The sequence below is a fragment of the Bacillus cereus group sp. N24 genome (genome assembly GCF_016483345.1).
GTDB classification, from domain to species: domain Bacteria; phylum Bacillota; class Bacilli; order Bacillales; family Bacillaceae_G; genus Bacillus_A; species Bacillus_A toyonensis.
Map to the genome: position 1 here is coordinate 260,449 of NZ_JAEHCA010000003.1, position 22,253 is coordinate 282,701.

Genomic DNA, 22,253 nt, shown 5'->3' on the forward strand with positions numbered 1-22,253 from the left:
TCTTAAAAAATTCCGAAATTTGTAAAAATTTAATAATTCAAATAAATCCTATAAAGTCTTTAACTCCGCCGTTAACCTATGAAACGCTTCCTTATCTTGCTTATCCAACGCTTCATCAATTTGTTTCAAAAGACGTTCTCTTCTAAATGAAAATACACTCTCTTCTAAAAATCTCTCTGCAAGTAAACGATCTTTTTCATTTACTTCAATATGCTTTGGTAAATATGGATTGTCTTCTAATACAGCTACATAGTTTGCGTTTTGGAACGATGATTTAAAGTTGAGTTGAATATAAATATCCTCATCTCGATTTAAACGAATATCATGAAACGATTTTTCAGCATCTGTTGTCATAACATTTTGTTTAAAAAAGTGAAACGGTGTGTCTTTCACGCAATTTGCTGACATCACTAAGCCACGCGGACAATATTTTGCATGCTCTACGAAGTGGACTTTATGCATTAATTGGTCGTGACTCATTAAATAATTCAAAATCCATACACATTCACGCTGTTTCAGTTGGTAATTATTCAAAAACCATTTCACAAAATCCTTCTTCTCGTTTACAGAAACAGGGGTATTCATAGCAATTAAGTCCCTCCTCTGTCTTTCTCTTTTCTTTTTAGATTCAAGAAGCGGCATTCAGTTTCCTTCCAACTTATGAAAAATCCTCTAAATTATATAACAACTCTTCAATATGAATTTGTGTCGGGTCTAGTTGTAATAACTGAGTAAACACTTCTTTGGCCTCTTTTCGCATTCCTTCTTCCAATAAGAAATAACCGTACTCTTCCAAGAAGTCTGGATGATTCTTAAAAGAAGTATATGCACTTTCATAGTGCTTTAATGCATCCGAATACATTTCTAATTGTTTTTTTGCAAACGCAAGATCCCAAAGTAGTTGTGTATCTGGCTCTCCGCTATCAATAGCACGCTCTACAACTGTGATTAACTCTTCATACTTTTCTTGTCCTTTTAAAATATATGCATATTTTAATATTGCACCTAAATGTCCTGGATCTAACTCAAGCGCTTTTTGAAGCACTTCCTCTGCCTCTGCTACTTTTCCTAATTTAGCTGCAATGCTCGCTAATTCTACATAAAACGGAACAGCAAGCTCATCTACTTTAATTCCTTCTTGAAGTGTTTCATAGCTTTCTTGCAGCATTCCTTCTTTTTCATAGCTTTTCGCTAAATACATGTATAGTGATGCGTACTCAGGATCTAATTCTTTTAGTTCTTGCCAAGCACCAATTGCTCTTTGATATTCTTCTCCTTGATATAATGTGAAAGCATATCCAAATAAGGAGTGAATATCTTTTTGCCCCTCTAAGCCTGCTTCATAGTAAGAGATCGCTTCTTCCCAGTTTCCAATTGCACTTAACGTTTCTGCGAGACGAAGTGCAATGACAACACCCCCCATTACTTTATGTTCCGCTAATAGCGACTCGTAATAAGTAATTGCCTTTTGTTCTTCACCTTTACTACTATATAATTCTGCTAATCCAAACGTAATAACAGGTTCGTCAGGCATCAATTCTTTCGCCTTTAATAGTTTTTGCTCTGCTACATCATCAAAACCTTGCATTTGGAATAAATCTGCAACAAGCAATAACGATTGAACATATAAATCATCATTTTCTGGAATATCATGAAGTACTTCAATCGCTTCATCTTCTTTATCTAAATCAATATATAATTCTGCTAAAAATACCGTAAATTCACTCTCTTCCGGATATAGCAAGCGTAAATCTTCTGTTATTACTAGCGCCTCATCCGTAAACCCAAGTGTATGATAGTAGCGAGCGATATCATACTTCTCTTCATCATTCGCAACTTGTAATTGTTCTTTTAATAATTGTAATCCTTTTTCCGCTTCACCATTTTCAATATATGACACAGCTTGTTCAAACTTTTGCATAAACGTCTCCTTTAATTCTAAAAAATATTCTCTTCTGTTCATTTACCTCGCTATTAACGGGCAGTAAGACCCCCACCTCAAAATTCAGCTAAGGCAAAGAAGTTAGTTTGGGGATCAACTGCCCGTAAAAGCCCGATTGGTTCAACTAATAATTAGCGGGGGATAAACAATCCCCCACTGATTAAAGTTTCACTTTATCATAAGCAACGCACTGTTATAACGCAACCTTTAGAATGAGCATGCTCCTTCTTGTACTTTTTCTTATAGCGTAGCTACTTGTTCAAAAAGTTCGGATGTGACACCGATCCCTCACTACTTTCTATTGTACCGTTTTCTTTCATGACCGTGCAAATAACTTCCCTTATTAATTATGAAGCAACACCAACCAAGCTTTTAGGAGTTGTTCATGCGGGATAAAAAAGACTCCTATAAAAGGAGCCTTCACAATTTCTTAAGAATAGGTTTCTTCTTTCTTAACTTGCTCATTTACAAGCTCTTTCAGTAATTCTATAATTTCATCATTTTCTTCTTTCAATCCGACGGTAATACGAATGCCATCATGTATTCCAAATGCAGCACCAGAACGAACAATATATCCTTTCTTCATTAATCGTTCGAAAGCTTCATTACCAGAAATACCAAGTTTTAAGAAAATGAAATTTGTTTGAGACGGATAATAGAATACGTTATATTCCTTACAAAATGCATAGTATTGATTTAACCCTTCAGCATTTTTTTGCACACAGTCTTGTAAAAATGTTTGATCTTCTAATGCAGCTATTGCTACAGCTTGGGCTACAGTCGATGTATTGAACGGTAACCTTGCTACTTCCAACTGCCCGATTAACTTCGCATCACCAATCGCATATCCAATTCGAAAAGCAGCTAAGCCATATGCTTTTGAAAATGTACGTAATACCATAAGATTTTCATATTTTTCAAGAAGTGGCAATGTTTGCGGATAGTCTTTTGCTTCCGCATATTCATAATATGCTTCATCCATAATAACGAGCGCTGACTTAGGTACTGATTCTAAAAATGAAAGTAATTTTTGTTTCTCTACATATGTACCTGTCGGGTTATTCGGATTACAAATCCACACAATCTTCGTTTTATCATCTACTTGTTGTAACATTGCATCTAAATCGTGAATGCCATCTTTAAGTGATACTTCACGAACTTCTGCCCCTTCAATAACAGCATGGTGATGGTATTGCGAGAATGTGGGATTCGCCATTACAACATTTGTTCCTTCATGTAGTAAGGCACGGCTAATCATTTGAATAACTTCATCTAACCCACTACCAAATAACAGTTGTTCCGCTTTTACACCTAAATGATCAGCTACTTTTGTCCGAAGTTCAAAAGCATATCCATCTGGATAAAGAGCGTATTGACTCACTAATGATGTTAACGCTTCTGTCACATTTGTAGAACAACCGAATGGATTTTCGTTCGATGCTAATTTCACAATTTTTGATAATCCATATTCTCTTTTTACTTCTTCAATATTTTTCCCAGGTACATATGCTCTCAAAGTTAACAATTGCTCTTTCACTCTCATTTTTCTTCCCCCAGTCATTTTATTGAATTCGATTACAGTAAGGGATTATAATCCCTTACTGTAATCTTTTATCATAACCGTCACTATTACGAAAACACCTCTAAATAAGCACTTCATAACTGTTCCCTATATTTTTAAGCCATATCCTTTTGAAATGCTTCTAACGCAATATGAACAGTCTCATCAGGAATAGATACGACGTTCACCACCCCATATTCCTGCATAAGTACCATATGAATTGTTCCAGCATTTGCTTTCTTATCTTGTTTCATCAGTTGAACGAGGCGCTCTACATTCAAATCGCTTGGCATTTTTGGATAGCCGTATTGCAAGAACCACTGCTTTATCTCTTCATAAGCAAGATCAACTTTATACACTTGCTCACTTAAAAATAAAGCAAATAACATCCCAACTGCTACTCCGTCACCGTGAGTAATATTTCCATATCCAATCTCTTTTTCAAGAGCATGCCCTAGCGTATGTCCAAAGTTCAAATGAGCACGTACACCTTTTTCTGTTTCATCTTGCGATACAATATTTGCTTTTACAGGAATCGCCTTCATTAATATGTGAATTAACTTCTCATCACGAAGATCCGCCAATGTTTGCACTTCTTCTTTTAACCAATGATACAGTTCAACATCACCAATCAAAGCATGTTTTATCACTTCTGCAAAACCTGAACGCCATTCTTTTTCAGGAAGAGAGTATAAAAATGGTGTATGATATACAACCGCTTCTGGCTGATGGAATGCACCAATCATATTCTTCCCTAACGGATGGTTAATTGCTACTTTCCCGCCTACTGCACTATCGTGAGCTAATAAAGTCGTTGGAACTTGGACAAAGCGAATGCCACGCATAAACGACGCAGCAACAAAACCAGCCAAATCTCCAATCATTCCGCCTCCAAGTGCGATAATTAAAGAATTTCTATCTAATTTATTTTCAAGAGCTGACGTATGAGCCGCATAGAAATTTTCAAAAGACTTCTCTTTTTCACCACTCGGTACAACGAATGAAAATACTTCTTGCTCTACTTGCAATGCATTCACAACTGTCTGTAAATGTAAAGATGCAACAACTTCATCTGAAATGATCATTACGTTAGATACAACTGGCTGCATATTTTGAACAAATGTTGTCAAATGTAATAATGCCTCTTTCCCAACATGTACATCATATTCTTTTGATTTCGTTTGAATATGTATGTTTTCCATTAAAATCCCCTCGCATATTCATTATGTTTCTCCATATTTTCACGAATAAGATCCATACGATCTAATCCAAATTGTTCTATTAAAGCAGTCGCTAATTCCCAAGCCACAACAGCTTCTGCAACGACACTAGCTGCTGGTACAGCACAACTATCTGAACGTTCAATGCTTGCTGTAAAAGGTTCTTTCGTATCAATATCCACACTTTGAAGAGGTTTATATAGTGTAGGTATCGGTTTCATCACACCGCGTACAACAATTGGCATTCCAGTCGTCATACCGCCTTCTAATCCACCTGCATGATTCGTTCTTCGTGTATATCCACGTGCTTCATTCCACAGAATTTCATCATGAACTTCACTTCCGGGTCTATGCGCTGCTTCAAAACCAATTCCAATCTCAACACCTTTAAAGGCATTAATGCTCATAATCGCGGCTGCTAATTTCGCATCCAGTTTTCGATCATAATGCACATAACTTCCTACTCCAATTGGCATTCCTTCCACAATTACTTCAACGATGCCACCGATTGAATCACCATTTGCTTTCGCATCATCAATTGCTTTTATCATTTGGTTGCCAGCTTCTTCATCTAAACAACGTACAGGTGATGCTTCTGTAATACTTTTTAATTCTTCAATTGAACGATACGTAATCTCCTTAGCTTGTACACCGCCAATTTCAATTACATGGCCTGCCACTGTAATACCAAGTTCCGCTAACACTTTTTTAGCAACCGCACCAGCAGCAACACGCACTGTCGTTTCGCGTGCTGAAGAACGTTCAAGTACATTTCTCATATCTCTATGACCATATTTAATCGCACCATTTAAATCAGCATGCCCAGGTCTTGGTTTTGTTACTTTCCTCTTCATTTCTTTTTCTTCTTGTTCCGTTAACGACTCTGCACCCATAATTTTTGTCCAGTGTGCAAAATCACGATTTTCAACAACAAGTGCAATTGGAGAACCTAATGTCTCTCCATGTCTAACACCACTTGCAATTTGCACTTGATCTGTTTCAATTTGCATGCGTCTACCACGCCCATATCCCTTTTGCCTTCTAGCTAACTCTTCATTTATATCATCCGCTACTAAAGGCAGTCCTGCTGGAATACCTTCTATAATCGTTGTAAGTTGTGGACCATGAGATTCACCAGCTGTAATATATCGCATACGTTATTCCTCTTTTCGTATATGTATTTATCTCGCTATATTAAGCAATGATATTATCTTTCATTACTCTAAAAATATGAAAGAAATTATATGATTGATCAGCCATTCGCTTATTCTCCAATAAGCCTTTTACTTTACATATCAATATATCATAACCGCTCTAACTTCGTAACTAATCCAAATAAAAAAAGTGCAAGAAGAATACCCCTATTCTTCTTGCACTTTTTACTATTATCACAGTGATTAAAGCGTTTACAAATTATTTCAAAATAATTAGTAAATCCATTCATTCATTAATTTTGAGTAGTCTACCAATTCTTCTTCTTTAAAGAAAATAGCAATCTCGCGCTCTGCGCTTTCTAAAGAATCAGAACCGTGGATAATGTTTTTCGCAACAGTTACACCGAAATCTCCACGAATTGTTCCAGGAGCCGCTTCATGTGGTCTTGTTTTACCCATCATATTACGAGCTGTATCTACTACACCTTCACCTTGCCATACCATTGCAAATACAGGTCCAGATGTAATAAAGTCTACTAATTCACCAAAGAAAGGTTTTTCCTTATGCTCACCGTAGTGTTGTCCAGCAATTTCCGGAGTGACTTGCATTAATTTTGCACCAACTAATTGAAAGCCCTTTTTCTCAAAACGAGCTACAATTTCCCCAATGAAGGCACGTTGTACACCGTCTGGTTTTACCATTAGAAATGTTTTTTCCATAAAAAATCTCTCCACTTCTGAATTATGTATGTAATTGTATATCCCCACACACATATTAACACCCTTATCACAATTGTGCAATAGTTTTGAAATAGAGAGATTATTTTATTTTTTAGAATAAACACTAAAATTTTCGTTTTCCAATATACTTTGCAACATTTTGTAATGCATACTTTGCTTGCCCACGTGGGAGTGGTTTTATTATTTCCAATGCTTTATGTAAATAACGTTCGCTAAACGCAAATGTTTGATCAATAGCTGTACTATTTTTTACAGCATCAATAATTTCTTTCATTTCACTTGCTGTTGTATTTTCATGTACAGAAGTGATTTTCTTGCGGAGTATTGGATCTTCCATCGCATATAAAGCAGGCAGCGTAATATTTCCTTGTAGTAAGTCACCACCAGCAGGTTTTCCAAGTTTCTCTTCTGTTGAAACGAAATCTAAAATGTCATCAATAATTTGATAAGACATTCCTACGAAATACCCATACCAAAACAAACGATTTACCGTATCACGATTAGCACCAGCAGCAATCGCCCCTAGCTGACAACTCGCAGCAATTAATAATGCTGTTTTTCGCTTTATCCTTCTTAAATACGTTCGTAAATTTTGGTCATAGTTATATTTATCTTTAATTTGTTCAATTTCACCTTTACATACTTCTAAAATTGTATGCGACAGTGCCTGATGCGCCTCTGGAATTTCGATATTTGTTACACATTCAAGAGACTTAGCAAACAGATAGTCTCCTGTATACATTGCAATACGATCTCCCCATTTCGCATTCACAGTCGCACTACCGCGTCGTAAAAACGCTGCATCAATAACGTCATCGTGAACGAGAGAGGCCATATGAATAAGTTCCAACGCAACAGCGACGTGCTTAATTGCGTCTAACTTATAATCCCCGAATTTCCCTGCAAGCAACACGAATACAGGACGAATTCGCTTCCCACCAGCTTCAATGAGTTGTAATGCCGCCTCTTCTACTAATGGCTGTTCAGAAGCAACTGTCTTTTTTAATTCTTTTTCTATTACATTAATATCCGATCGTAAAAAAGAGTACATAAGTTGTAACTTCATATTGTTCACCTTAACCTAAAACTTCTTTTTTCTATTTTGATTCTGGTTTCATACCTAAATGCATCGCTGCTACTCCAAAAGTAAATGGTTTCACTTGTACACGTTCAAGTCCAGCTTCCTCAAACATTTGAGCCAATTCTTTCATCCCTGGGAATGTACTAGCGGATTCTTGAAGCCATGAATATTCTTTATAGCTTTTCGCAAACATCTTTCCAAATAACGGCATGATATATTTAAAGTATAAAATATACCCTTGTCGAAAACCAATCATTGTTGGTTGCGATGTTTCTAGGCAGATTACTTTACCACCTGGTTTTACTACACGTGTCATTTCTTTTAATACGTGTAAATAATCTGGTACGTTACGTAAACCAAATCCAATCGTTACATAATCAAATGTATGATCTTCAAATGGAAGTTCCATTGCATTTCCATGTAGAAGTTCTACTTGTTTTAATTGTAACGCCTCTACCTTTTGTTTACCGACAGATAACATGTTTTCACTGAAGTCTAGACCAACAACCTTCCCCTGCTCACCTACAGCTCCTGCTAGCGCAATTGTCCAATCCGCTGTCCCGCAGCACACATCAAGCGCTTTACTGCCAGGTTTTACATCCATAATACGCATCGTCTCTTTACGCCATGCTTTATGTCTTTGAAAACTAATTACAGAATTCATCACATCGTATTTATCTGAAATTTTCTCAAATACATCATGTACTCTTTCTTCTTTTGATTGTTGCATGCTCGTACCTTCTTCCAATGTAAAATTGCTTATGTCTTCGATTTATCTCTTAACACAGAATTTATTTCACTTATGTCTGTGTGATCTTCTAAAAATTGATCTTCTTTCTTTCGTAATTCCATCATCCATTCATTAATAACTGTTTCTGCATCAGCCTTATCCCCTAAAGCCTCTTGCACTGCTTGAAAAACAGGTGAATGTTGTTTATCAGCATACAGTTGACATTCTTTTTGGAGACGATTTTTCCCTAATACATACGTTATAAATGGTTTCCAATGTGATAAATGGAAATGATCACATGTTTTTTGAAGGAGCGCAGATTCAATCGTTACTACACTCTCCATTATGTTATCCATCTTGTCATGCGCTTTTTGGTATAGCATAATTTTATGTTCATTAATCTCTTTAATTCCTTCAGCAAGCGCGCGAATTAAAACAATATCACGATTCATAGACAATAAGTAATAATATAGCCCACTATAGTAATCACCTGCAAGTACTGTTAACTGGCGGCGTTTATGCGATTCAATCGCTTCTTCCCCCGCTTTGTTTGATACTCTTTCATGTGTATCAAGCGCAATTTGCACAAGCATAATCGTTACTACATAATGCTCAATTTGTTCTATATGTAAATTTTCACTTTTTAAAGCTCCATATAACAATGCTATTTTCTCTTCATCAATACATGGTTCTTCAATATAGTTTATAAAATAAGGATGGCGTAATTTCTCCATCAATTTCTCTTTTATACCCGCATACCCTCCGTAGATGTCACACACAAAAAATCACCCTTGTTTTCTAATTCATAAAACTTATTATAACACATACATTCTATTTTCTATAACCAAAACTTGGCTACACCTTCCATTGATGTAAGCAATCTTTCTATTCTCACTCTGCCCAACTAACACTATATCATTTATTTACTTGTAAAAAAAAGAAAAGCAGTTTCCCGCTTTTCTTTACTTCGTTTTAATAAAAGATAAAATTTCACTACGCGCTGCAGCATCATTTTCAAGCACACCACGTACTGCCGTCGTTATCGTTTTCGCACCTGGTTTTTTCACACCACGCATCGTCATACACATATGTTCTGCTTCTACTACTACCATTACACCATGCGGCTCTAGTACTTCCATGATAGAATTAGCCACTGTTGATGTAATACGTTCTTGTAGTTGTGGACGACGTGCAATTGTATCTACAGTACGAGCTAATTTACTTAACCCCGTCACCTTTCCGCCTTGCGGAATATATGCAACGTGAGCAACTCCATAGAATGGAACTAGATGATGCTCACACATCGAATAAAATGGTATATCTTTTACTAGTACAAGCTCTTCGTGATCTTCTCCGAATACTTTATGCAAATGCTCTTTTGGATCTTCATGCATCCCCGAGAACACTTCTGCGTACATTTTTGCAACGCGCTTCGGTGTATCAAGTACTCCCTCACGATTTGGGTCATCTCCGATTGCCTCTAAAATAAGGCGTACTGCGTGTTCAATTTGTTCTAAATTAACTTTTGCCATCCGCTAGCCCTCCCGAAAACCTAAAAGTGATACGAACACATTCTAGCATATTTATGTTTTTAAAAGCAAAAAGAAGAGTTCCCAAAAAGGAAACTCTTCTTCCCTGTTAATATGTAAGGATTATTTAACCGCATCTTTTAACGCTTTACCAGGTTTGAATGCAGGTACTTTACTTGCAGCGATTTCAATCTCCTCACCTGTTTGTGGGTTACGACCTTTACGAGCCGCACGCTCACGAACTTCGAAGTTACCGAATCCGATCAATTGTACTTTATCACCTTGTTTTAAAGCTTCTAAGATAGAATCAAAAACAGCGTCTACTGCTTTTGTTGCGTCCTTTTTAGAAAGGGAACTTGCTTCTGCAACAGCATTGATTAAATCTGTCTTGTTCATGCCATTCACCTCCTCCCAAAGATAAGACTGTATAATGATCATAAAATGAGTCTTACTTTCATTTGTAGGCAATTTTTACAAATTCTATACTACAAAGATGTAGATAAATCATTATCAACGCCTATATTATACGATTCTCCTTTATAATTCAATATTTTTAAGGAAATTGTTACTCTTAAAATGTGAAAATCTGATGAAACTTGACAATTTACAACAATGTATTAGATAATGACTGTTTATTTTTCTATTCCATACGTAAAAAATAAAAAAATCCCTCTACAATGAGAGGGATTTTTTCTTATAATATAATCGCAATTAATCCGCCAGATCCTTCATTAATAATTCTTTCTAGTGTTTCTTTTAATTTATATCTAGCATTTTCTGGCATTAAAGATAGTTTTGCTTGAATTCCTTCTCGAACAATAGAGCTAAGCGAACGTCCGAATATATCGGAATTCCAAATTGATAATGGATCATCTTCAAAATCTTGCATTAAATAACGAACTAATTCTTCACTTTGCTTTTCAGTACCAATAATCGGCTCAAACGTCGATTCAACATCTACTTTAATCATATGAATAGATGGAGCTACCGCTTTTAATTTCACACCAAACCTTGAACCGTGACGTATGATTTCCGGCTCATCTAAGCTCATATCAGCTAGTGCAGGTGCTGCTACACCATATCCTGTTTGCTTTACCATACGCAGGGCATCCGCCACTTGATCATATTCTATTTTCGCATGAGATAAGTCGAGCATAAGCTTCAGTAAATGATCTTTCCCTCGAATTTCTACCCCTACTACTTCTTTTAAAATTTGATCGTACAATTCATCTGGCGCATATAAATCAATCTCTGCCACACCTTGCCCCATATCAATGCCAGCTAGACTTGCCCGATCAATAAATTCATATTGACTAAACTGCCAAACGACACGGTCCACATCACGAAGACGTTTTATATCCTTCACAGTCTCTTGAACTGCTTCTTGATAACTTTTGCGTAACCAATGCCCTTCATTTAGCACCATTACCCAACTAGGAAGGTTTACATTCACCTCTAATACTGGGAACTCAAATAACGCTTCTCGAAGTACATTATATACATCTGTTTCTCTTAAACTCTCTACACTCATCGCAATTACTGGTATATCATATTCTTCAGATAAACTTTGGCGTAATTGCTCTGTATCCGGATGATACGGCTGTACAGTATTGATAATCATAATGAAAGGCTTTCCAACTTCTTTTAACTCATTTACAACGCGTTCTTCTGCCTCTATATAATCTCTTCTTGGTATTTCGCCAATCGTTCCATCCGTTGTAATTACAACACCAATTGTTGAATGTTCTTGAATTACTTTGCGCGTGCCGATTTCTGCAGCTTCATGGAATGGAATAGGCTCTTCATACCAAGGAGTATTAATCATACGCGGGCCATTCTCATCTTCATAGCCTTTTGCTCCTGGAACCGTATATCCAACACAATCTACTAATCGAATATTTACTTCAAGTCCTTCATCTACTTCGATAGAAACCGCTTGGTTTGGAACAAACTTCGGTTCCGTCGTCATGATTGTACGACCAGCAGCACTTTGAGGCAGTTCATCCTGCGCTCTTTGGCGGTCAGATTCATTCTCAATGTTCGGAATAACAACAAGTTCCATAAATTTTTTAATGAATGTTGATTTCCCTGTTCGAACAGCTCCTACAACTCCAAAATAAATATCACCGCCTGTGCGTTCCGCAATATCTTTAAAAATATCTACCTTTTCCAAGTGATTCCCTCCCTCAAAATTTTTGGGAATAATTCCGCGTATATAGTCAACTAATACCTTCTCTAACGTTGCCTATAATATCTGATATAATATAATGGTATTCTAGAAGTTCGGACAATATATCAAATAATTTTGTCCAATTTCATATGACTATTTAAAAAATACTTTTTGTTTGCATCACAAGTTGTATAACATAAAAAACCTTTCTTCTAGAACTTATTCGCTAAAAGAAAGGTTCATGACTTATGATTTAAAAAAAATTGGTTCTCCGTCCTTCACCGTATACGGTAAAGAATATGCGGGAACAAATGGGGAGTCTTTCGATAGTATATTTCGAATATCTTCTCCTTCCTTAAATTGCCCTTCATTTTTTTTCAACACTTCATATAAGTCGATTCTGTAGTCAACAAATACTTCTCCTTTTTCATTGATTACAAAAGGAAGTCCTTTACCAGAATACGGACTTGTCACTTGCGGTACATCTTTATATCCTAGTTTTTTGTAATCCAATTCATATACCCCGTCTGAAATTACTTTTTTAAACGGTGGATATCTATGTTCATCACGGTACATTCTCAATTTTAATGATAATTCCTGAATTTGTTCAACCATCCTTATATCAATTAACTTTACGGTCGGATTTGTTTCAACATCTATTAATACGTATTGGTATACCCCTCCACTTTCATACGCATTCCCTGGTGCTTCTTGTATGTAGCGCGGAGCAATTTTTTGAAAATCGATTGGATACTTTTGATAAATAGGTGTACTCATATCACGCGTTTTAATTGGCAATATCCCACCATTTTGTTCCTTATATGTCGTAATAGCTTTTTGAACAACTTGTAACTGATCTTCATAAGGAACAGCATTTTGTTTCATATTTTCTTTCGGATACATACACCCTGTTAAAACGCTGATGCAACAAAATATTAAAATAATATGGATTTTTTTCACTAACAATCACCTTTTCACGCTAGTATAACTTACTTCTTATGTAACATTTTGAGATACACTCCTCTTACTGCTCCACAGGTCCACTAAATACAACAAGAAAAATAACAATACCCGACACAATCATGAGGGTATACGCTACTAACGCTGTAATCCCTTTCAGAAATTTATTTTTCATTTTATGCCTACTTAATAAAATAAAAACTACTGCAACAAACATAAATCCCATTGCCCCTAAGGAAAACCACATTTTTATAAGCCCTTCTGACATATATACACCCCTTTACTTTCAATCTATTTTTATACTATTTTAACAAATTAAAATCTTTAAACAAATACAATTCATCATTTTAATGCAAATTAACAAAATTTATGTACAAAAATAAAACCGAAGCGCATTATTTTGCGCTTCGGTTGACCAAATATGCCCTTACCAGCTCTATTCCCATTCTTTCATGGCTATCATATGCAATCTACAATCTCTTTGTTTCTCATAATTTATTTTTTAAACATTTTGCTTAACGAGCCAAAATCTGCTGGCATATTATTGTTAATAATCGCTTTTACAATTTGATCCTCTTGCTCTTTCGGCACCTCACGTCCTGCCATAAGAGCTACTTGATGAATCAATTGACGAAGCACAGTTTCATCACGTAAATTCGCATTTTGTACAGATGACGCTAATTTAAAAATATCCTCTTTGTTCACTTTCGCTTCCTTCTCAATATTATTAAAAATGTTATTATCCATTCTTTTCACCCTCTCCTCAAGTTACACTTCATCCTATGCAAAAATAAAAAAATGGTGAAAAGACCCAATCAAAAAATAAAAAAGCGACAGGAGTACAAATTGTACTTCTGTCGCTTTTATTTAAAGTAAATCAGGTATAGCTTCCACTTCATGTTTTCGAACGCGTCCCATCAATGAGCCTACTGCATCCTTTACATTATTCCCATTGAACAACACGTCATATAAAGCAGCTGTAATCGGCATTTCAACTTCCATCTTCTCTGCCAATTCATGAGCAGCTTTCGTTGTTCTTACGCCTTCTACAACCATCCCCATACTTTCTAACACTTCTTCTAAAGAGTGCCCTTTTCCGAGCATATTTCCAGCGCGCCAATTTCGGCTATGAACACTTGTACAAGTTACTATCAAGTCTCCCATACCAGTTAGACCAGCGAACGTTAAAGGATTTCCGCCCATTTTTCTTCCTAAACGAGCAATTTCCGTTAAACCACGTGTCATTAATGCCGCTTTCGCATTATCACCTAATCCAAGACCATCCGTTATCCCTGCAGCTAATGCGATAATATTTTTTAACGCACCACCAAGCTCAACTCCAACAATATCAGGATTTGTGTATACACGGAAGTAGCTATTCATAAACAAATCTTGTACTTCCTCAGCCGCTTCCATACGCTTCGCTGCCGATGTAACAGTTGTCGCTTGACGTAAGCCGACTTCTTCAGCATGACTCGGTCCAGACAGTACAACAACATCTTTAATCAAGTTCTCTGGAATTTCTTCCTCAATCACTTCCGAAATACGTTTTGACGTACCTGGTTCGATCCCTTTACTTGCATGAATCCACGTAACTGGTTCTGTAACAATTTCTTTCATCTCTTGTAATACATCTCTGTACGCTTTCGTCGGTACTACTAACAGTACTGTATTTACATCTACTAATGCTTCTTCTAAAGAAGAGTAGGCTACGATTGTGCTTGGCAATGTAATTCCTGGAAGATATCGACTATTCTCATGTTTCGCATTAATCTCATCCATAAGTTCAGAACGATTTCCCCAAATACGTACATCATGTCCATTGTCAGCTAATACCATCGCTAACGCTGTTCCCCAGCTACCTGCTCCTATTACTGTGATTTTTGTCATAAAATCACATCCTCTCCATTAGTCTCTTGCTCTAGCGATAATGTGAATCGGTGTTCCTACAAAACCGAACGCTTCACGTAAACGATTCTTTAAGAAGCGCTCATATGAAAAGTGCATTAATTCTGTATCGTTTACAAACACAACAAATGTCGGTGGTTTTACCGCAACCTGTGTCGCATAGAAGATCTTCAGACGGCTACCATTATGAGTCGGCGTTGGATTCATCGCTACAGCATCCATAATTACATCATTTAATACATTCGTTTGTACACGGATACTATGACTTTCATTTACTTCATTAATAACTGGTAACAATGTTTGTGTACGTTTTTTCGTTTTCGCAGATAAGAATACAATCGGTGCATAGTCCAAGAATTGGAAATGAGCACGAATATTTTCTTCAAATGCTTTCATTGTTTTCTCATCTTTTTTCACTGCATCCCATTTGTTTACAACGATAATAACAGCTCGTCCTGAATCATGAGCATATCCAGCAATTTTTTTATCCTGTTCAATAATTCCTTCTTCTCCGTCTAAAACGACTAAAACAACGTCAGAACGTTCAATCGCTCTAAGCGCACGAAGTACACTATATTTTTCTGTGCTTTCGTATACTTTCCCTTTTTTACGCATACCAGCTGTATCGATAATTACATAATCTTGACCATCTTTGCTATATGGTGTATCAACAGCATCACGTGTCGTTCCTGCTATATTACTTACAATTACACGTTCTTGACCAAGAAGTGCATTTACAAGTGATGATTTCCCTACGTTTGGACGTCCAATTAAAGAGAAACGGATTGTTTCATCGTCATACGCTTCTTCTTCAATCTTCGGAAAATGATTTGCAGCTTCATCTAACAAATCACCAAGTCCTAAACCGTGTGTACCTGAAATCGGGAATGGCTCACCGAATCCTAATGCATAGAAATCATAAATGTCACTACGCATTTCTGGATTATCAACCTTATTTACCGCAAGTACAATAGGTTTTTTAGAACGATATAAAATTTTAGCAACTTCTTCATCTGCTGCAGTTACACCATCGCGACCATTCGTCATAAAAATGATAACATCTGCTTCATCAATCGCTACTTCCGCCTGTTGACGAATTTGTGTCAAGAACGGCTCGTCTCCAATATCAATTCCACCTGTATCAATAATGTTAAACTCATGATTTAACCATTCTCCCGCACTATAAATACGGTCTCGCGTTATACCTGGTATATCTTCTACGATTGAAACTCTTTCTCCAACAATTCTATTGAAAATAGTAGATTTTCCTACGTTCGGGCGGCCTACTATTGCTATTACTGGTTTCGGCATATACTTTCATCCTTTCAACTTGCTTCTGTTTATTATGTAAAAAACCCTTCTTTGTGCAAGAAGGGATTTGCATTCCAGAATATTTCTCAACGTATCAAAACACCTCATATTATAACACACGTTGCTAATGTTTCACAATAATATATACATTCTCTTGTAAGCGATGCGCAATACCATCTAATATCGCCTCTAAATTATTTGCAACAAATTCTAGTTCCTCTTTCGTCTCACAAGTAAATAAGGGAGCTCCGCCTGCAAACTTTTCCGGTGTCGTTGTAATTACTGCGAGAATAACACTTTCTAACATCATCTTTTATCTCCCCTTCCTTTCGGGGCTTCCGATGACATATGAACGGCACTTTCTAGCGTTGGCACATTCCCTATGACACCTATCGCTTTCTCGGCATCTTGGTCTTGCGGCAAGACAAAGATGCCAACTCTTCCATCTTCTAAATCACGCTTTGCTAACGGTACAAGTGCTGGTGTACCTGAATCCCTATATATCCCTAGAGCAACAGAGACATCATGTAAAATAGCTTGCCGTTGTCCTAAATTTGCAATTGTAACCATCGCATCAATTGATTTCGGTTTTAAAATAAAACCCATTCCATATTTCATAATTTCTTCTTGCCTTGCCGGCAATCCAATATTCATAATATAAATATTATCAATATAAAGCCCCGCTCCTTCAAAGCGAAGCGGTACATGCTCGATATCAACAAGATCATGTAACCTTTTGCCTGACATTAATTTTTTCGCAATAAAAAATGCTATTATAGCCATAATTACTCCAGCAATCCATGAATGGAACCCTATATACGCAAACGTCGTTGCAAACGACGTTAACATCGCCAAATAGTTGCGACTTTCAAAAACTAATGCAATTCCTTCAATGTATGTATTTCCACGCGGTACGAGCTCATATCCATCTAATTGTTGAAGCGTATTTCTTTCCATATTACGCACATCACGAAATTGCGTCGCTGCTAACGTAAGAAATGTAATGGCAGAAAAATCTTTTTTCAAAATAGACGGGATTGCAATCGCTCCTAAGGCTGCGGCAATTAACCCCATCGCAATATGAATAATTTTCCCATGAAGCCTCGTTGGATATTGCCGCGTATCCGTGCGAAGCATTAACACTCTCGTTACCGTCCCTGCTATTACGCCACATAAAATGGCTGGTGTATATTCAGTCATGTATTACCCTCGCCTTTCTTTTACGTGTTTTCCGCTTAAACTGTTCCATGTATACTGATACTTTTGCAATCCAAAATAAAATTGTCATAAACAATGTAGAAACGGCGATGATATCAAAAAACGCTAAACTACCGTAATCATAAGGGAAGTTTAGTTTTCGAAAAATAAGTGTCACTAACAACTCTCCTTGCAACATCCCTATATATAAAGAACATAATCGCAGGAAACGATCTCCATGCAATAAAACTGATGCATACACAAGGGCACCACTTAACAGAAACAACCTATCCACCACAATCCAAATCGGGTCATATACTTCTAACAAATGAAAACTTGTATATAACATTGCAATAATAAGCGCCGAAAGTAAGGTATATATTTTTTTCCAAATAGAATATAGCGTAATCCCTATAAAAGAAATAATACAAAGTAAAAGAGCATTTATTGATACCGTGAATGAAGTAATCGTTACATGTAACGGAGAGCAAATTATAAAAATCAATATACAAGCACTTAACTTCCATCGAATAGATTCCTTTTTCATAAAGAAAGTTACGATAACCCACCCTATCCAAGCTACAAAATAAAAAGTACTCCCATCCATCATTTCACCTCCTATGTTTTCCATTATGGGAACTTTTTATGAAAGTTAATCCCCCTTTCTTTACGCATAGTTTTTTCATATAACAGCAACACTTTTAATAAGGAGGTGCTATTCACAATGGGTAAAGATCGCCAAGAACGAAAACTAAGAGAATCACGCCGCGTTGAATCGGATCGCGACCAATCACTTCAATATCCTGGTGCAACAAGTCTTGATACACCGGAGCAAGCTCGCAAGCAAAATCAGCACTAAACATACAAAAAGACGGTTTCGATATTGGCCGAAACCGTCTTTTTTCATAATTATTTTAATGTTTTTATTTATATTGAAATAATATTTTATATACTAATCTTCCCATGACTTAATTTCACCTTCACCTATTTCCCATAGGAAATTTAAGCTCTCTCTAATAATTCAGCATCACCTCTTCTATATTTTTTCATTTTTGCAACCTCTTTTTCAATTGCAAATTCCGCCGAATAATATTTTTATATACAATTAATCTTATTAAACGTCTGTTTTTTATAGAATACTAATTCCGTTCCCTACTTTATATTACAAAAAAGAATAGAAAACAAAAAACCAACCGTTCGGTTGGTTTTTTATCTCCTACTATAATGCGTTGTATCAATACCACGCTGCATTAACCAATGATACGTTTCGCCCTTTACAACAAGAGGTACAGATTGCAACTCTTCTATCGTCTTCGCACCAAGAGCTGTCATAATAAATTTTAAATCTGTATGTAAAAGATCAATTTCATCCACTAACTTCTCGATACCATCTTGCATTAAAATACGTAAAAAGTATCCAGCAAATGCGGTTGTATTCGCCCCTAATGCGATTACCTTCGCCACGTCAAGCGCTGTTTGTATGCCCCCAGATGCAATAAAAGAGAGGTTGTTATTTGTAGAGGTTGCTTCAATAATCGAGGTAGTTGTTTGTATGCCCCAGTTATTAAAATAAGAAAGCATTCGCTGTCTTCTTTCATTTTCAACAGCAGCAAAATTTGTACCACCTTGTCCACCAATATCAATTGCCGTTACACCTATACTCACTAACTGTTGCACTGTTTCCTTACTCATCCCAAATCCAACTTCTTTTACAATGACAGGAATTTTACTCTTTAAAACAATTTGTTCAATCCGCTGAAGTACCCCCGTAAAATCACGATCTCCTTCAGGCATCGTTAACTCTTGTATAACATTTAAATGAATTTGTAGTGCGTTTGCTTCAATCATATCAACGGCACGCTCTGCCTGTTCGACAGTTGCCTCACTACCTAAATTCGCAAAGAAAATCCCATTTGGATTTATCTTTCTAACGACCTTATAAGAAGCCGCCTCACGCTCATCTTTTAACGCTGCCATTTGCGAACCTACAGCCATAGCGAGATTATGATGTTTCGCTACATATGCTAGTTGCTCATTAATATGTAACGTTTGCTCTCCTCCACCACCAGTCATCGCATTGATAAAAATCGGCGAACTTAGTGAAAGTTCGCCGATTTTTGTTTCACATGTTATAGTATCATAACTTGAATTTGGCAAGCTTTGATGCACAAAATCAATATCATGAAAGCCATGCGTACGAGACTGACCAGTAGAAAGAGCATATTCAATATGATCTAATTTACGTTTTGCCCTTACCACTCGTACCCCTCTTTATTTCTTTAATTTTTTCAGTTGTTCACCAATAATATCACTTAATTGGAAAGTAGCAGAATCAGCATTTGGCTCATATTTGCTATAATCTTCTGTTACATTATTTTCTTCAAGTGCTTCTTTTATACTTAAAGAAATACGTTTTTCCGCTACATGTACTTCAAGTACTTTCACTTTTACTTCTTGTCCCATTTCCAATACTTCATTTGGATTTTTCACGTGACGATTTGCAATTTGAGATACGTGCACAAGCCCTTCAACGCCAGGTAAAATTTCAACGAAAGCACCGAATGTAACTAGACGTTTTACTACTCCCTCACGAATATCACCAGCTTTTATTTCACCAGCAACATTTTCCCAAGGTCCCGGCTGAGCTGCTTTAATTGATAAAGAGATACGTTGCGTATCAGCATCAACAGATAGCACCTTTACCTTTACCTTTTGACCTTGCTCTAGCACTTCAGATGGTTGCTCCACACGTTCGTGTGAAATTTGCGAAATGTGAACTAAACCGTCCACACCACCAACGTTAACGAAAGCACCAAAATCCGTTAATCGTTGTACTGTTCCTTCAACAATATCCCCTTCTTTTAACGAAGAGATTGCTTCTTTTTTCTTAGAATCTAGTTCTAATTCTACTACCGCTTTATGCGAAAGGATTACACGATTTTTTTCGCGGTCTAATTCAACAATTTTTACCGCTAATGTTTTTCCTTTATAGTCAGAAAAGTCTTCTACATAATGTACTTCTACAAGTGAAGCTGGGATAAAACCACGAACGCCTAGGTCCACAACTAATCCACCATTCACGATATCTTTTACAGTAACATCAAATACATGACCAGAAGTAAATTTCTCTTGTAATTCTACCCATGCTTTTTCTGCATCAACAGCACGTTTAGATAAAACAAGATCATCTTCTTCTAATTTAATAATTTTCAATTCTAGCGTTTGATCTAATTCTACAACATCGCTTGCTTTTTCAATATGAACGTTAGCTAATTCACTAATTGGAATTACGCCATCTGTTTTGTATCCAACATTTACAAGCACTTGTTTTTCTTCAACCTTCGTTACAGAACCTGTAACAACGTCACCAACTTGTAATTCTTTTGAATCCATAACTTCTTCATTCATTTTCTCTACCATGGAAATACCTCCCTACAGAATTGACAAAGCATTTTTATGTATATACGAAATGAAAACAAATGTTTTCATTTGCATGTTTAAGAATTTATCATCACATACTCTTTTTCAATAGCATTCATAAGAAAATATATTAATCCTATATAAATAGTATACAGCAAAATCATCTTGAAGAAAGTATGTTTTGAAATATAATAGCGAATATATTCTGACAGTTTTGTTCCTCTTTAACTAACTTCTTATAAATCGGCTCATTTGTCAAGGAAAGAGACTCACAATTCACGTATCCTTTACATTTCTATACAAACAAAAAAAGAAAGAGGATAATCCCCTTTCTTTATTTCGCAAATACTCCTGAAACAATACCCATAATTTTTTGGACAACTTCTTCAATTGATAAAGAAGTTGTATCTAATTCCAATGCATCATCAGCCTTTTTTAGAGGAGAAACTTCGCGTTCTGAATCCAATTTATCACGCTGAGCAATTTCTTCTTGTAACTGCTCTAAATTAGAATCGAAACCTTTATTTATATTTTCTAAATGTCTTCTTTCCGCTCTTTCTTCTACAGAAGCAAGCATAAAGATTTTCACTTCAGCATCTGGTAACACATGTGTACCAATATCACGGCCATCCATTACAACGCCGCCTTTTTCCGCTAATTCTTGTTGACGACGAACCATTTCTTCACGAACAAGACGATGCTTTGCCACAATAGATACTCGATTCGTCACATCAGGCGTACGAATAACTTCCGAAACATCTTGTCCATTTAAAAATACAAGTTGTGTATTTTCTCCTTGTTGAAATTCAATATTCACATTTTTTACAACTTCCATTAGCTTTTCTTCATTTTCAATATCCACTTTTTGTTCAAGGGCTGCATATGTAATAGCACGGTACATTGCGCCTGTATCAATATAAACGTAAGAAAGCTTCTTTGCCACAACTTTTGCAACTGTACTTTTCCCAGCAGCTGCTGGACCATCTATAGCAATTGAAATTCTTTTATCCATTGTAACACCTCATTTTTTCACTTATAAAACAAAACGAAAAGCAGGTATTCATCCCTGCTTCTTCTCATTTGCTTCACGTCATTAAATCCTCAATTATTGTAGCATAATCCTTCCTAGAAGAAAACGAAAACTACCTACTCACCTGTAAGATTTCTTCTTTATTTTTCGCGACGACACCTTCATAATAAACAATTTTAGATAGATATTTTATTGATGACTTATGTATAAATAACAATTGCACAATACAAAGACAAATAAATTGAATTATTAATATACGAATGATAATTTTCTCCACCTTCTTCAAGATATCCACTCCT

At 36.3% G+C, this 22,253-nt stretch carries 25 protein-coding genes; 1 reads left to right on the plus strand and 24 read right to left on the minus strand.

Going from position 1 to position 22,253, the window contains the following annotated elements:
• Positions 1 to 48 precede the first annotated feature (48 nt).
• The 20 genes from JDS95_RS07220 to JDS95_RS07315 all read right to left on the minus strand — a co-directional run bounded on the left by JDS95_RS07220 (position 49) and on the right by JDS95_RS07315 (position 18,111).
• The gene (locus tag JDS95_RS07220) at positions 49 to 585 is read right to left on the minus strand and encodes a ReoY family proteolytic degradation factor (RefSeq protein ID WP_001095919.1); all 537 of its coding nucleotides are present in this window, start codon (positions 583 to 585) and stop codon (positions 49 to 51) included.
• A gap of 73 nt (positions 586 to 658) precedes the next feature.
• Positions 659 to 1,921, minus strand: a complete 1,263-nt coding sequence (locus tag JDS95_RS07225) for a tetratricopeptide repeat protein (protein WP_001168692.1) — start codon at positions 1,919 to 1,921, stop codon at positions 659 to 661.
• A 451-nt stretch (positions 1,922 to 2,372) separates the two neighbouring features.
• Entirely contained in the window at positions 2,373 to 3,485 is a 1,113-nt protein-coding gene (gene hisC, locus JDS95_RS07230) for a histidinol-phosphate transaminase (protein WP_001264040.1), read from the minus strand.
• Positions 3,486 to 3,619: 134 nt separating this feature from the next.
• The gene (gene aroB, locus JDS95_RS07235; protein ID WP_000427689.1) at positions 3,620 to 4,705 is read right to left on the minus strand and encodes a 3-dehydroquinate synthase; all 1,086 of its coding nucleotides are present in this window, start codon (positions 4,703 to 4,705) and stop codon (positions 3,620 to 3,622) included.
• Positions 4,705 to 5,877, minus strand: coding sequence for a chorismate synthase (gene aroC / locus JDS95_RS07240; protein ID WP_001269353.1), 1,173 nt, complete (start codon positions 5,875 to 5,877; stop codon positions 4,705 to 4,707). The genes aroB and aroC overlap by 1 nt, the downstream gene beginning before the upstream one ends.
• A gap of 273 nt (positions 5,878 to 6,150) precedes the next feature.
• Complete coding sequence (ndk, locus tag JDS95_RS07245) at positions 6,151 to 6,597, minus strand: nucleoside-diphosphate kinase (protein ID WP_000415890.1); 447 nt, start codon at positions 6,595 to 6,597, stop codon at positions 6,151 to 6,153.
• A 124-nt stretch (positions 6,598 to 6,721) separates the two neighbouring features.
• Positions 6,722 to 7,684, minus strand: coding sequence for a heptaprenyl diphosphate synthase component II (hepT, locus tag JDS95_RS07250; RefSeq protein ID WP_199690355.1), 963 nt, complete (start codon positions 7,682 to 7,684; stop codon positions 6,722 to 6,724).
• 31 nt (positions 7,685 to 7,715) lie between these two features.
• A complete protein-coding gene (gene menG / locus JDS95_RS07255; RefSeq protein ID WP_001187664.1) occupies positions 7,716 to 8,429 on the minus strand; it encodes a 2-heptaprenyl-1,4-naphthoquinone methyltransferase in 714 nt (237 codons plus the stop codon).
• Between the two features lie 29 nt (positions 8,430 to 8,458).
• Positions 8,459 to 9,208, minus strand: coding sequence for a heptaprenyl diphosphate synthase component 1 (locus JDS95_RS07260; protein ID WP_000332836.1), 750 nt, complete (start codon positions 9,206 to 9,208; stop codon positions 8,459 to 8,461).
• Positions 9,209 to 9,391: 183 nt separating this feature from the next.
• Positions 9,392 to 9,961, minus strand: a complete 570-nt coding sequence (gene folE, locus JDS95_RS07265; protein ID WP_001151479.1) for a GTP cyclohydrolase I FolE — start codon at positions 9,959 to 9,961, stop codon at positions 9,392 to 9,394.
• 120 nt (positions 9,962 to 10,081) lie between these two features.
• Positions 10,082 to 10,354 carry an HU family DNA-binding protein gene (locus tag JDS95_RS07270; RefSeq protein WP_001043860.1) on the minus strand — a complete coding sequence of 91 codons (273 nt, stop codon included), beginning with the start codon at positions 10,352 to 10,354 and terminating at the stop codon, positions 10,082 to 10,084.
• Between the two features lie 298 nt (positions 10,355 to 10,652).
• Positions 10,653 to 12,131 carry a stage IV sporulation protein A gene (gene spoIVA, locus JDS95_RS07275; protein WP_000416518.1) on the minus strand — a complete coding sequence of 493 codons (1,479 nt, stop codon included), beginning with the start codon at positions 12,129 to 12,131 and terminating at the stop codon, positions 10,653 to 10,655.
• Positions 12,132 to 12,374: 243 nt separating this feature from the next.
• A complete protein-coding gene (locus JDS95_RS07280; protein WP_000719829.1) occupies positions 12,375 to 13,088 on the minus strand; it encodes a hypothetical protein in 714 nt (237 codons plus the stop codon).
• A gap of 64 nt (positions 13,089 to 13,152) precedes the next feature.
• A complete protein-coding gene (locus JDS95_RS07285; protein ID WP_001289001.1) occupies positions 13,153 to 13,356 on the minus strand; it encodes a DUF2768 domain-containing protein in 204 nt (67 codons plus the stop codon).
• Between the two features lie 227 nt (positions 13,357 to 13,583).
• Positions 13,584 to 13,835 (minus strand): stage VI sporulation protein F, encoded by a 252-nt coding sequence (locus JDS95_RS07290; RefSeq protein WP_000369753.1) that lies wholly within the window; start codon positions 13,833 to 13,835, stop codon positions 13,584 to 13,586.
• Positions 13,836 to 13,955: 120 nt separating this feature from the next.
• Positions 13,956 to 14,978 carry an NAD(P)H-dependent glycerol-3-phosphate dehydrogenase gene (locus tag JDS95_RS07295; RefSeq protein ID WP_000161759.1) on the minus strand — a complete coding sequence of 341 codons (1,023 nt, stop codon included), beginning with the start codon at positions 14,976 to 14,978 and terminating at the stop codon, positions 13,956 to 13,958.
• Positions 14,979 to 14,996: 18 nt separating this feature from the next.
• A complete protein-coding gene (gene der / locus JDS95_RS07300; protein ID WP_001125887.1) occupies positions 14,997 to 16,307 on the minus strand; it encodes a ribosome biogenesis GTPase Der in 1,311 nt (436 codons plus the stop codon).
• A gap of 124 nt (positions 16,308 to 16,431) precedes the next feature.
• Positions 16,432 to 16,617, minus strand: coding sequence for a capping complex subunit for YIEGIA (locus JDS95_RS07305; protein WP_000979055.1), 186 nt, complete (start codon positions 16,615 to 16,617; stop codon positions 16,432 to 16,434).
• Positions 16,614 to 17,507 (minus strand): YIEGIA family protein, encoded by an 894-nt coding sequence (locus JDS95_RS07310; protein WP_000141591.1) that lies wholly within the window; start codon positions 17,505 to 17,507, stop codon positions 16,614 to 16,616. The genes JDS95_RS07305 and JDS95_RS07310 overlap by 4 nt, the downstream gene beginning before the upstream one ends.
• The gene (locus tag JDS95_RS07315; RefSeq protein ID WP_000349115.1) at positions 17,500 to 18,111 is read right to left on the minus strand and encodes a YphA family membrane protein; all 612 of its coding nucleotides are present in this window, start codon (positions 18,109 to 18,111) and stop codon (positions 17,500 to 17,502) included. Before JDS95_RS07315 ends, JDS95_RS07310 begins: the two co-directional genes overlap by 8 nt.
• Before the next feature lie 117 nt (positions 18,112 to 18,228).
• Between JDS95_RS07315 and JDS95_RS07320 the strand changes: the two genes are divergently transcribed.
• On the plus strand, positions 18,229 to 18,363 hold the full coding sequence (locus tag JDS95_RS07320) for a YpzI family protein (RefSeq protein WP_000513901.1): 135 nt from the start codon (positions 18,229 to 18,231) through the stop codon (positions 18,361 to 18,363).
• Positions 18,364 to 18,713: 350 nt separating this feature from the next.
• Here JDS95_RS07320 and JDS95_RS07325 read toward each other — a convergent pair whose 3' ends face one another.
• The 4 genes from JDS95_RS07325 to JDS95_RS07340 form a co-directional block, all read right to left on the minus strand.
• Positions 18,714 to 19,763, minus strand: a complete 1,050-nt coding sequence (locus JDS95_RS07325) for a type 2 isopentenyl-diphosphate Delta-isomerase (RefSeq protein WP_000251051.1) — start codon at positions 19,761 to 19,763, stop codon at positions 18,714 to 18,716.
• A 12-nt stretch (positions 19,764 to 19,775) separates the two neighbouring features.
• Positions 19,776 to 20,924 (minus strand): 30S ribosomal protein S1, encoded by a 1,149-nt coding sequence (gene rpsA, locus JDS95_RS07330; protein WP_000229553.1) that lies wholly within the window; start codon positions 20,922 to 20,924, stop codon positions 19,776 to 19,778.
• Between the two features lie 334 nt (positions 20,925 to 21,258).
• Positions 21,259 to 21,936, minus strand: a complete 678-nt coding sequence (gene cmk, locus JDS95_RS07335; RefSeq protein WP_000361259.1) for a (d)CMP kinase — start codon at positions 21,934 to 21,936, stop codon at positions 21,259 to 21,261.
• A gap of 130 nt (positions 21,937 to 22,066) precedes the next feature.
• Positions 22,067 to 22,240 (minus strand): DUF5359 family protein, encoded by a 174-nt coding sequence (locus JDS95_RS07340; protein WP_000754949.1) that lies wholly within the window; start codon positions 22,238 to 22,240, stop codon positions 22,067 to 22,069.
• Positions 22,241 to 22,253 lie beyond the last annotated feature (13 nt).

What these genes read in the sequence shown, in the direction of transcription:
- aroB (WP_000427689.1), bottom strand. Translation starts at nt 4,705, where the DNA reads ATGGAAAACATACATATTCAAACGAAATCAAAAGAATATGATGTACAT.
- rpsA (WP_000229553.1), bottom strand. Translation starts at nt 20,924, where the DNA reads ATGGTAGAGAAAATGAATGAAGAAGTTATGGATTCAAAAGAATTACAA.
- JDS95_RS07320 (WP_000513901.1), top strand. Translation starts at nt 18,229, where the DNA reads ATGGGTAAAGATCGCCAAGAACGAAAACTAAGAGAATCACGCCGCGTT.
- JDS95_RS07315 (WP_000349115.1), bottom strand. Translation starts at nt 18,111, where the DNA reads ATGGATGGGAGTACTTTTTATTTTGTAGCTTGGATAGGGTGGGTTATC.
- JDS95_RS07225 (WP_001168692.1), bottom strand. Translation starts at nt 1,921, where the DNA reads ATGCAAAAGTTTGAACAAGCTGTGTCATATATTGAAAATGGTGAAGCG.
- hisC (WP_001264040.1), bottom strand. Translation starts at nt 3,485, where the DNA reads ATGAGAGTGAAAGAGCAATTGTTAACTTTGAGAGCATATGTACCTGGG.
- JDS95_RS07290 (WP_000369753.1), bottom strand. Translation starts at nt 13,835, where the DNA reads ATGGATAATAACATTTTTAATAATATTGAGAAGGAAGCGAAAGTGAAC.
- JDS95_RS07220 (WP_001095919.1), bottom strand. Translation starts at nt 585, where the DNA reads ATGAATACCCCTGTTTCTGTAAACGAGAAGAAGGATTTTGTGAAATGG.
- hepT (WP_199690355.1), bottom strand. Translation starts at nt 7,684, where the DNA reads ATGAAGTTACAACTTATGTACTCTTTTTTACGATCGGATATTAATGTA.
- folE (WP_001151479.1), bottom strand. Translation starts at nt 9,961, where the DNA reads ATGGCAAAAGTTAATTTAGAACAAATTGAACACGCAGTACGCCTTATT.
- JDS95_RS07295 (WP_000161759.1), bottom strand. Translation starts at nt 14,978, where the DNA reads ATGACAAAAATCACAGTAATAGGAGCAGGTAGCTGGGGAACAGCGTTA.
- JDS95_RS07285 (WP_001289001.1), bottom strand. Translation starts at nt 13,356, where the DNA reads ATGTCAGAAGGGCTTATAAAAATGTGGTTTTCCTTAGGGGCAATGGGA.
- cmk (WP_000361259.1), bottom strand. Translation starts at nt 21,936, where the DNA reads ATGGATAAAAGAATTTCAATTGCTATAGATGGTCCAGCAGCTGCTGGG.
- JDS95_RS07310 (WP_000141591.1), bottom strand. Translation starts at nt 17,507, where the DNA reads ATGACTGAATATACACCAGCCATTTTATGTGGCGTAATAGCAGGGACG.
- der (WP_001125887.1), bottom strand. Translation starts at nt 16,307, where the DNA reads ATGCCGAAACCAGTAATAGCAATAGTAGGCCGCCCGAACGTAGGAAAA.
- ndk (WP_000415890.1), bottom strand. Translation starts at nt 6,597, where the DNA reads ATGGAAAAAACATTTCTAATGGTAAAACCAGACGGTGTACAACGTGCC.
- aroC (WP_001269353.1), bottom strand. Translation starts at nt 5,877, where the DNA reads ATGCGATATATTACAGCTGGTGAATCTCATGGTCCACAACTTACAACG.
- JDS95_RS07270 (WP_001043860.1), bottom strand. Translation starts at nt 10,354, where the DNA reads ATGAACAAGACAGATTTAATCAATGCTGTTGCAGAAGCAAGTTCCCTT.
- menG (WP_001187664.1), bottom strand. Translation starts at nt 8,429, where the DNA reads ATGCAACAATCAAAAGAAGAAAGAGTACATGATGTATTTGAGAAAATT.
- JDS95_RS07305 (WP_000979055.1), bottom strand. Translation starts at nt 16,617, where the DNA reads ATGATGTTAGAAAGTGTTATTCTCGCAGTAATTACAACGACACCGGAA.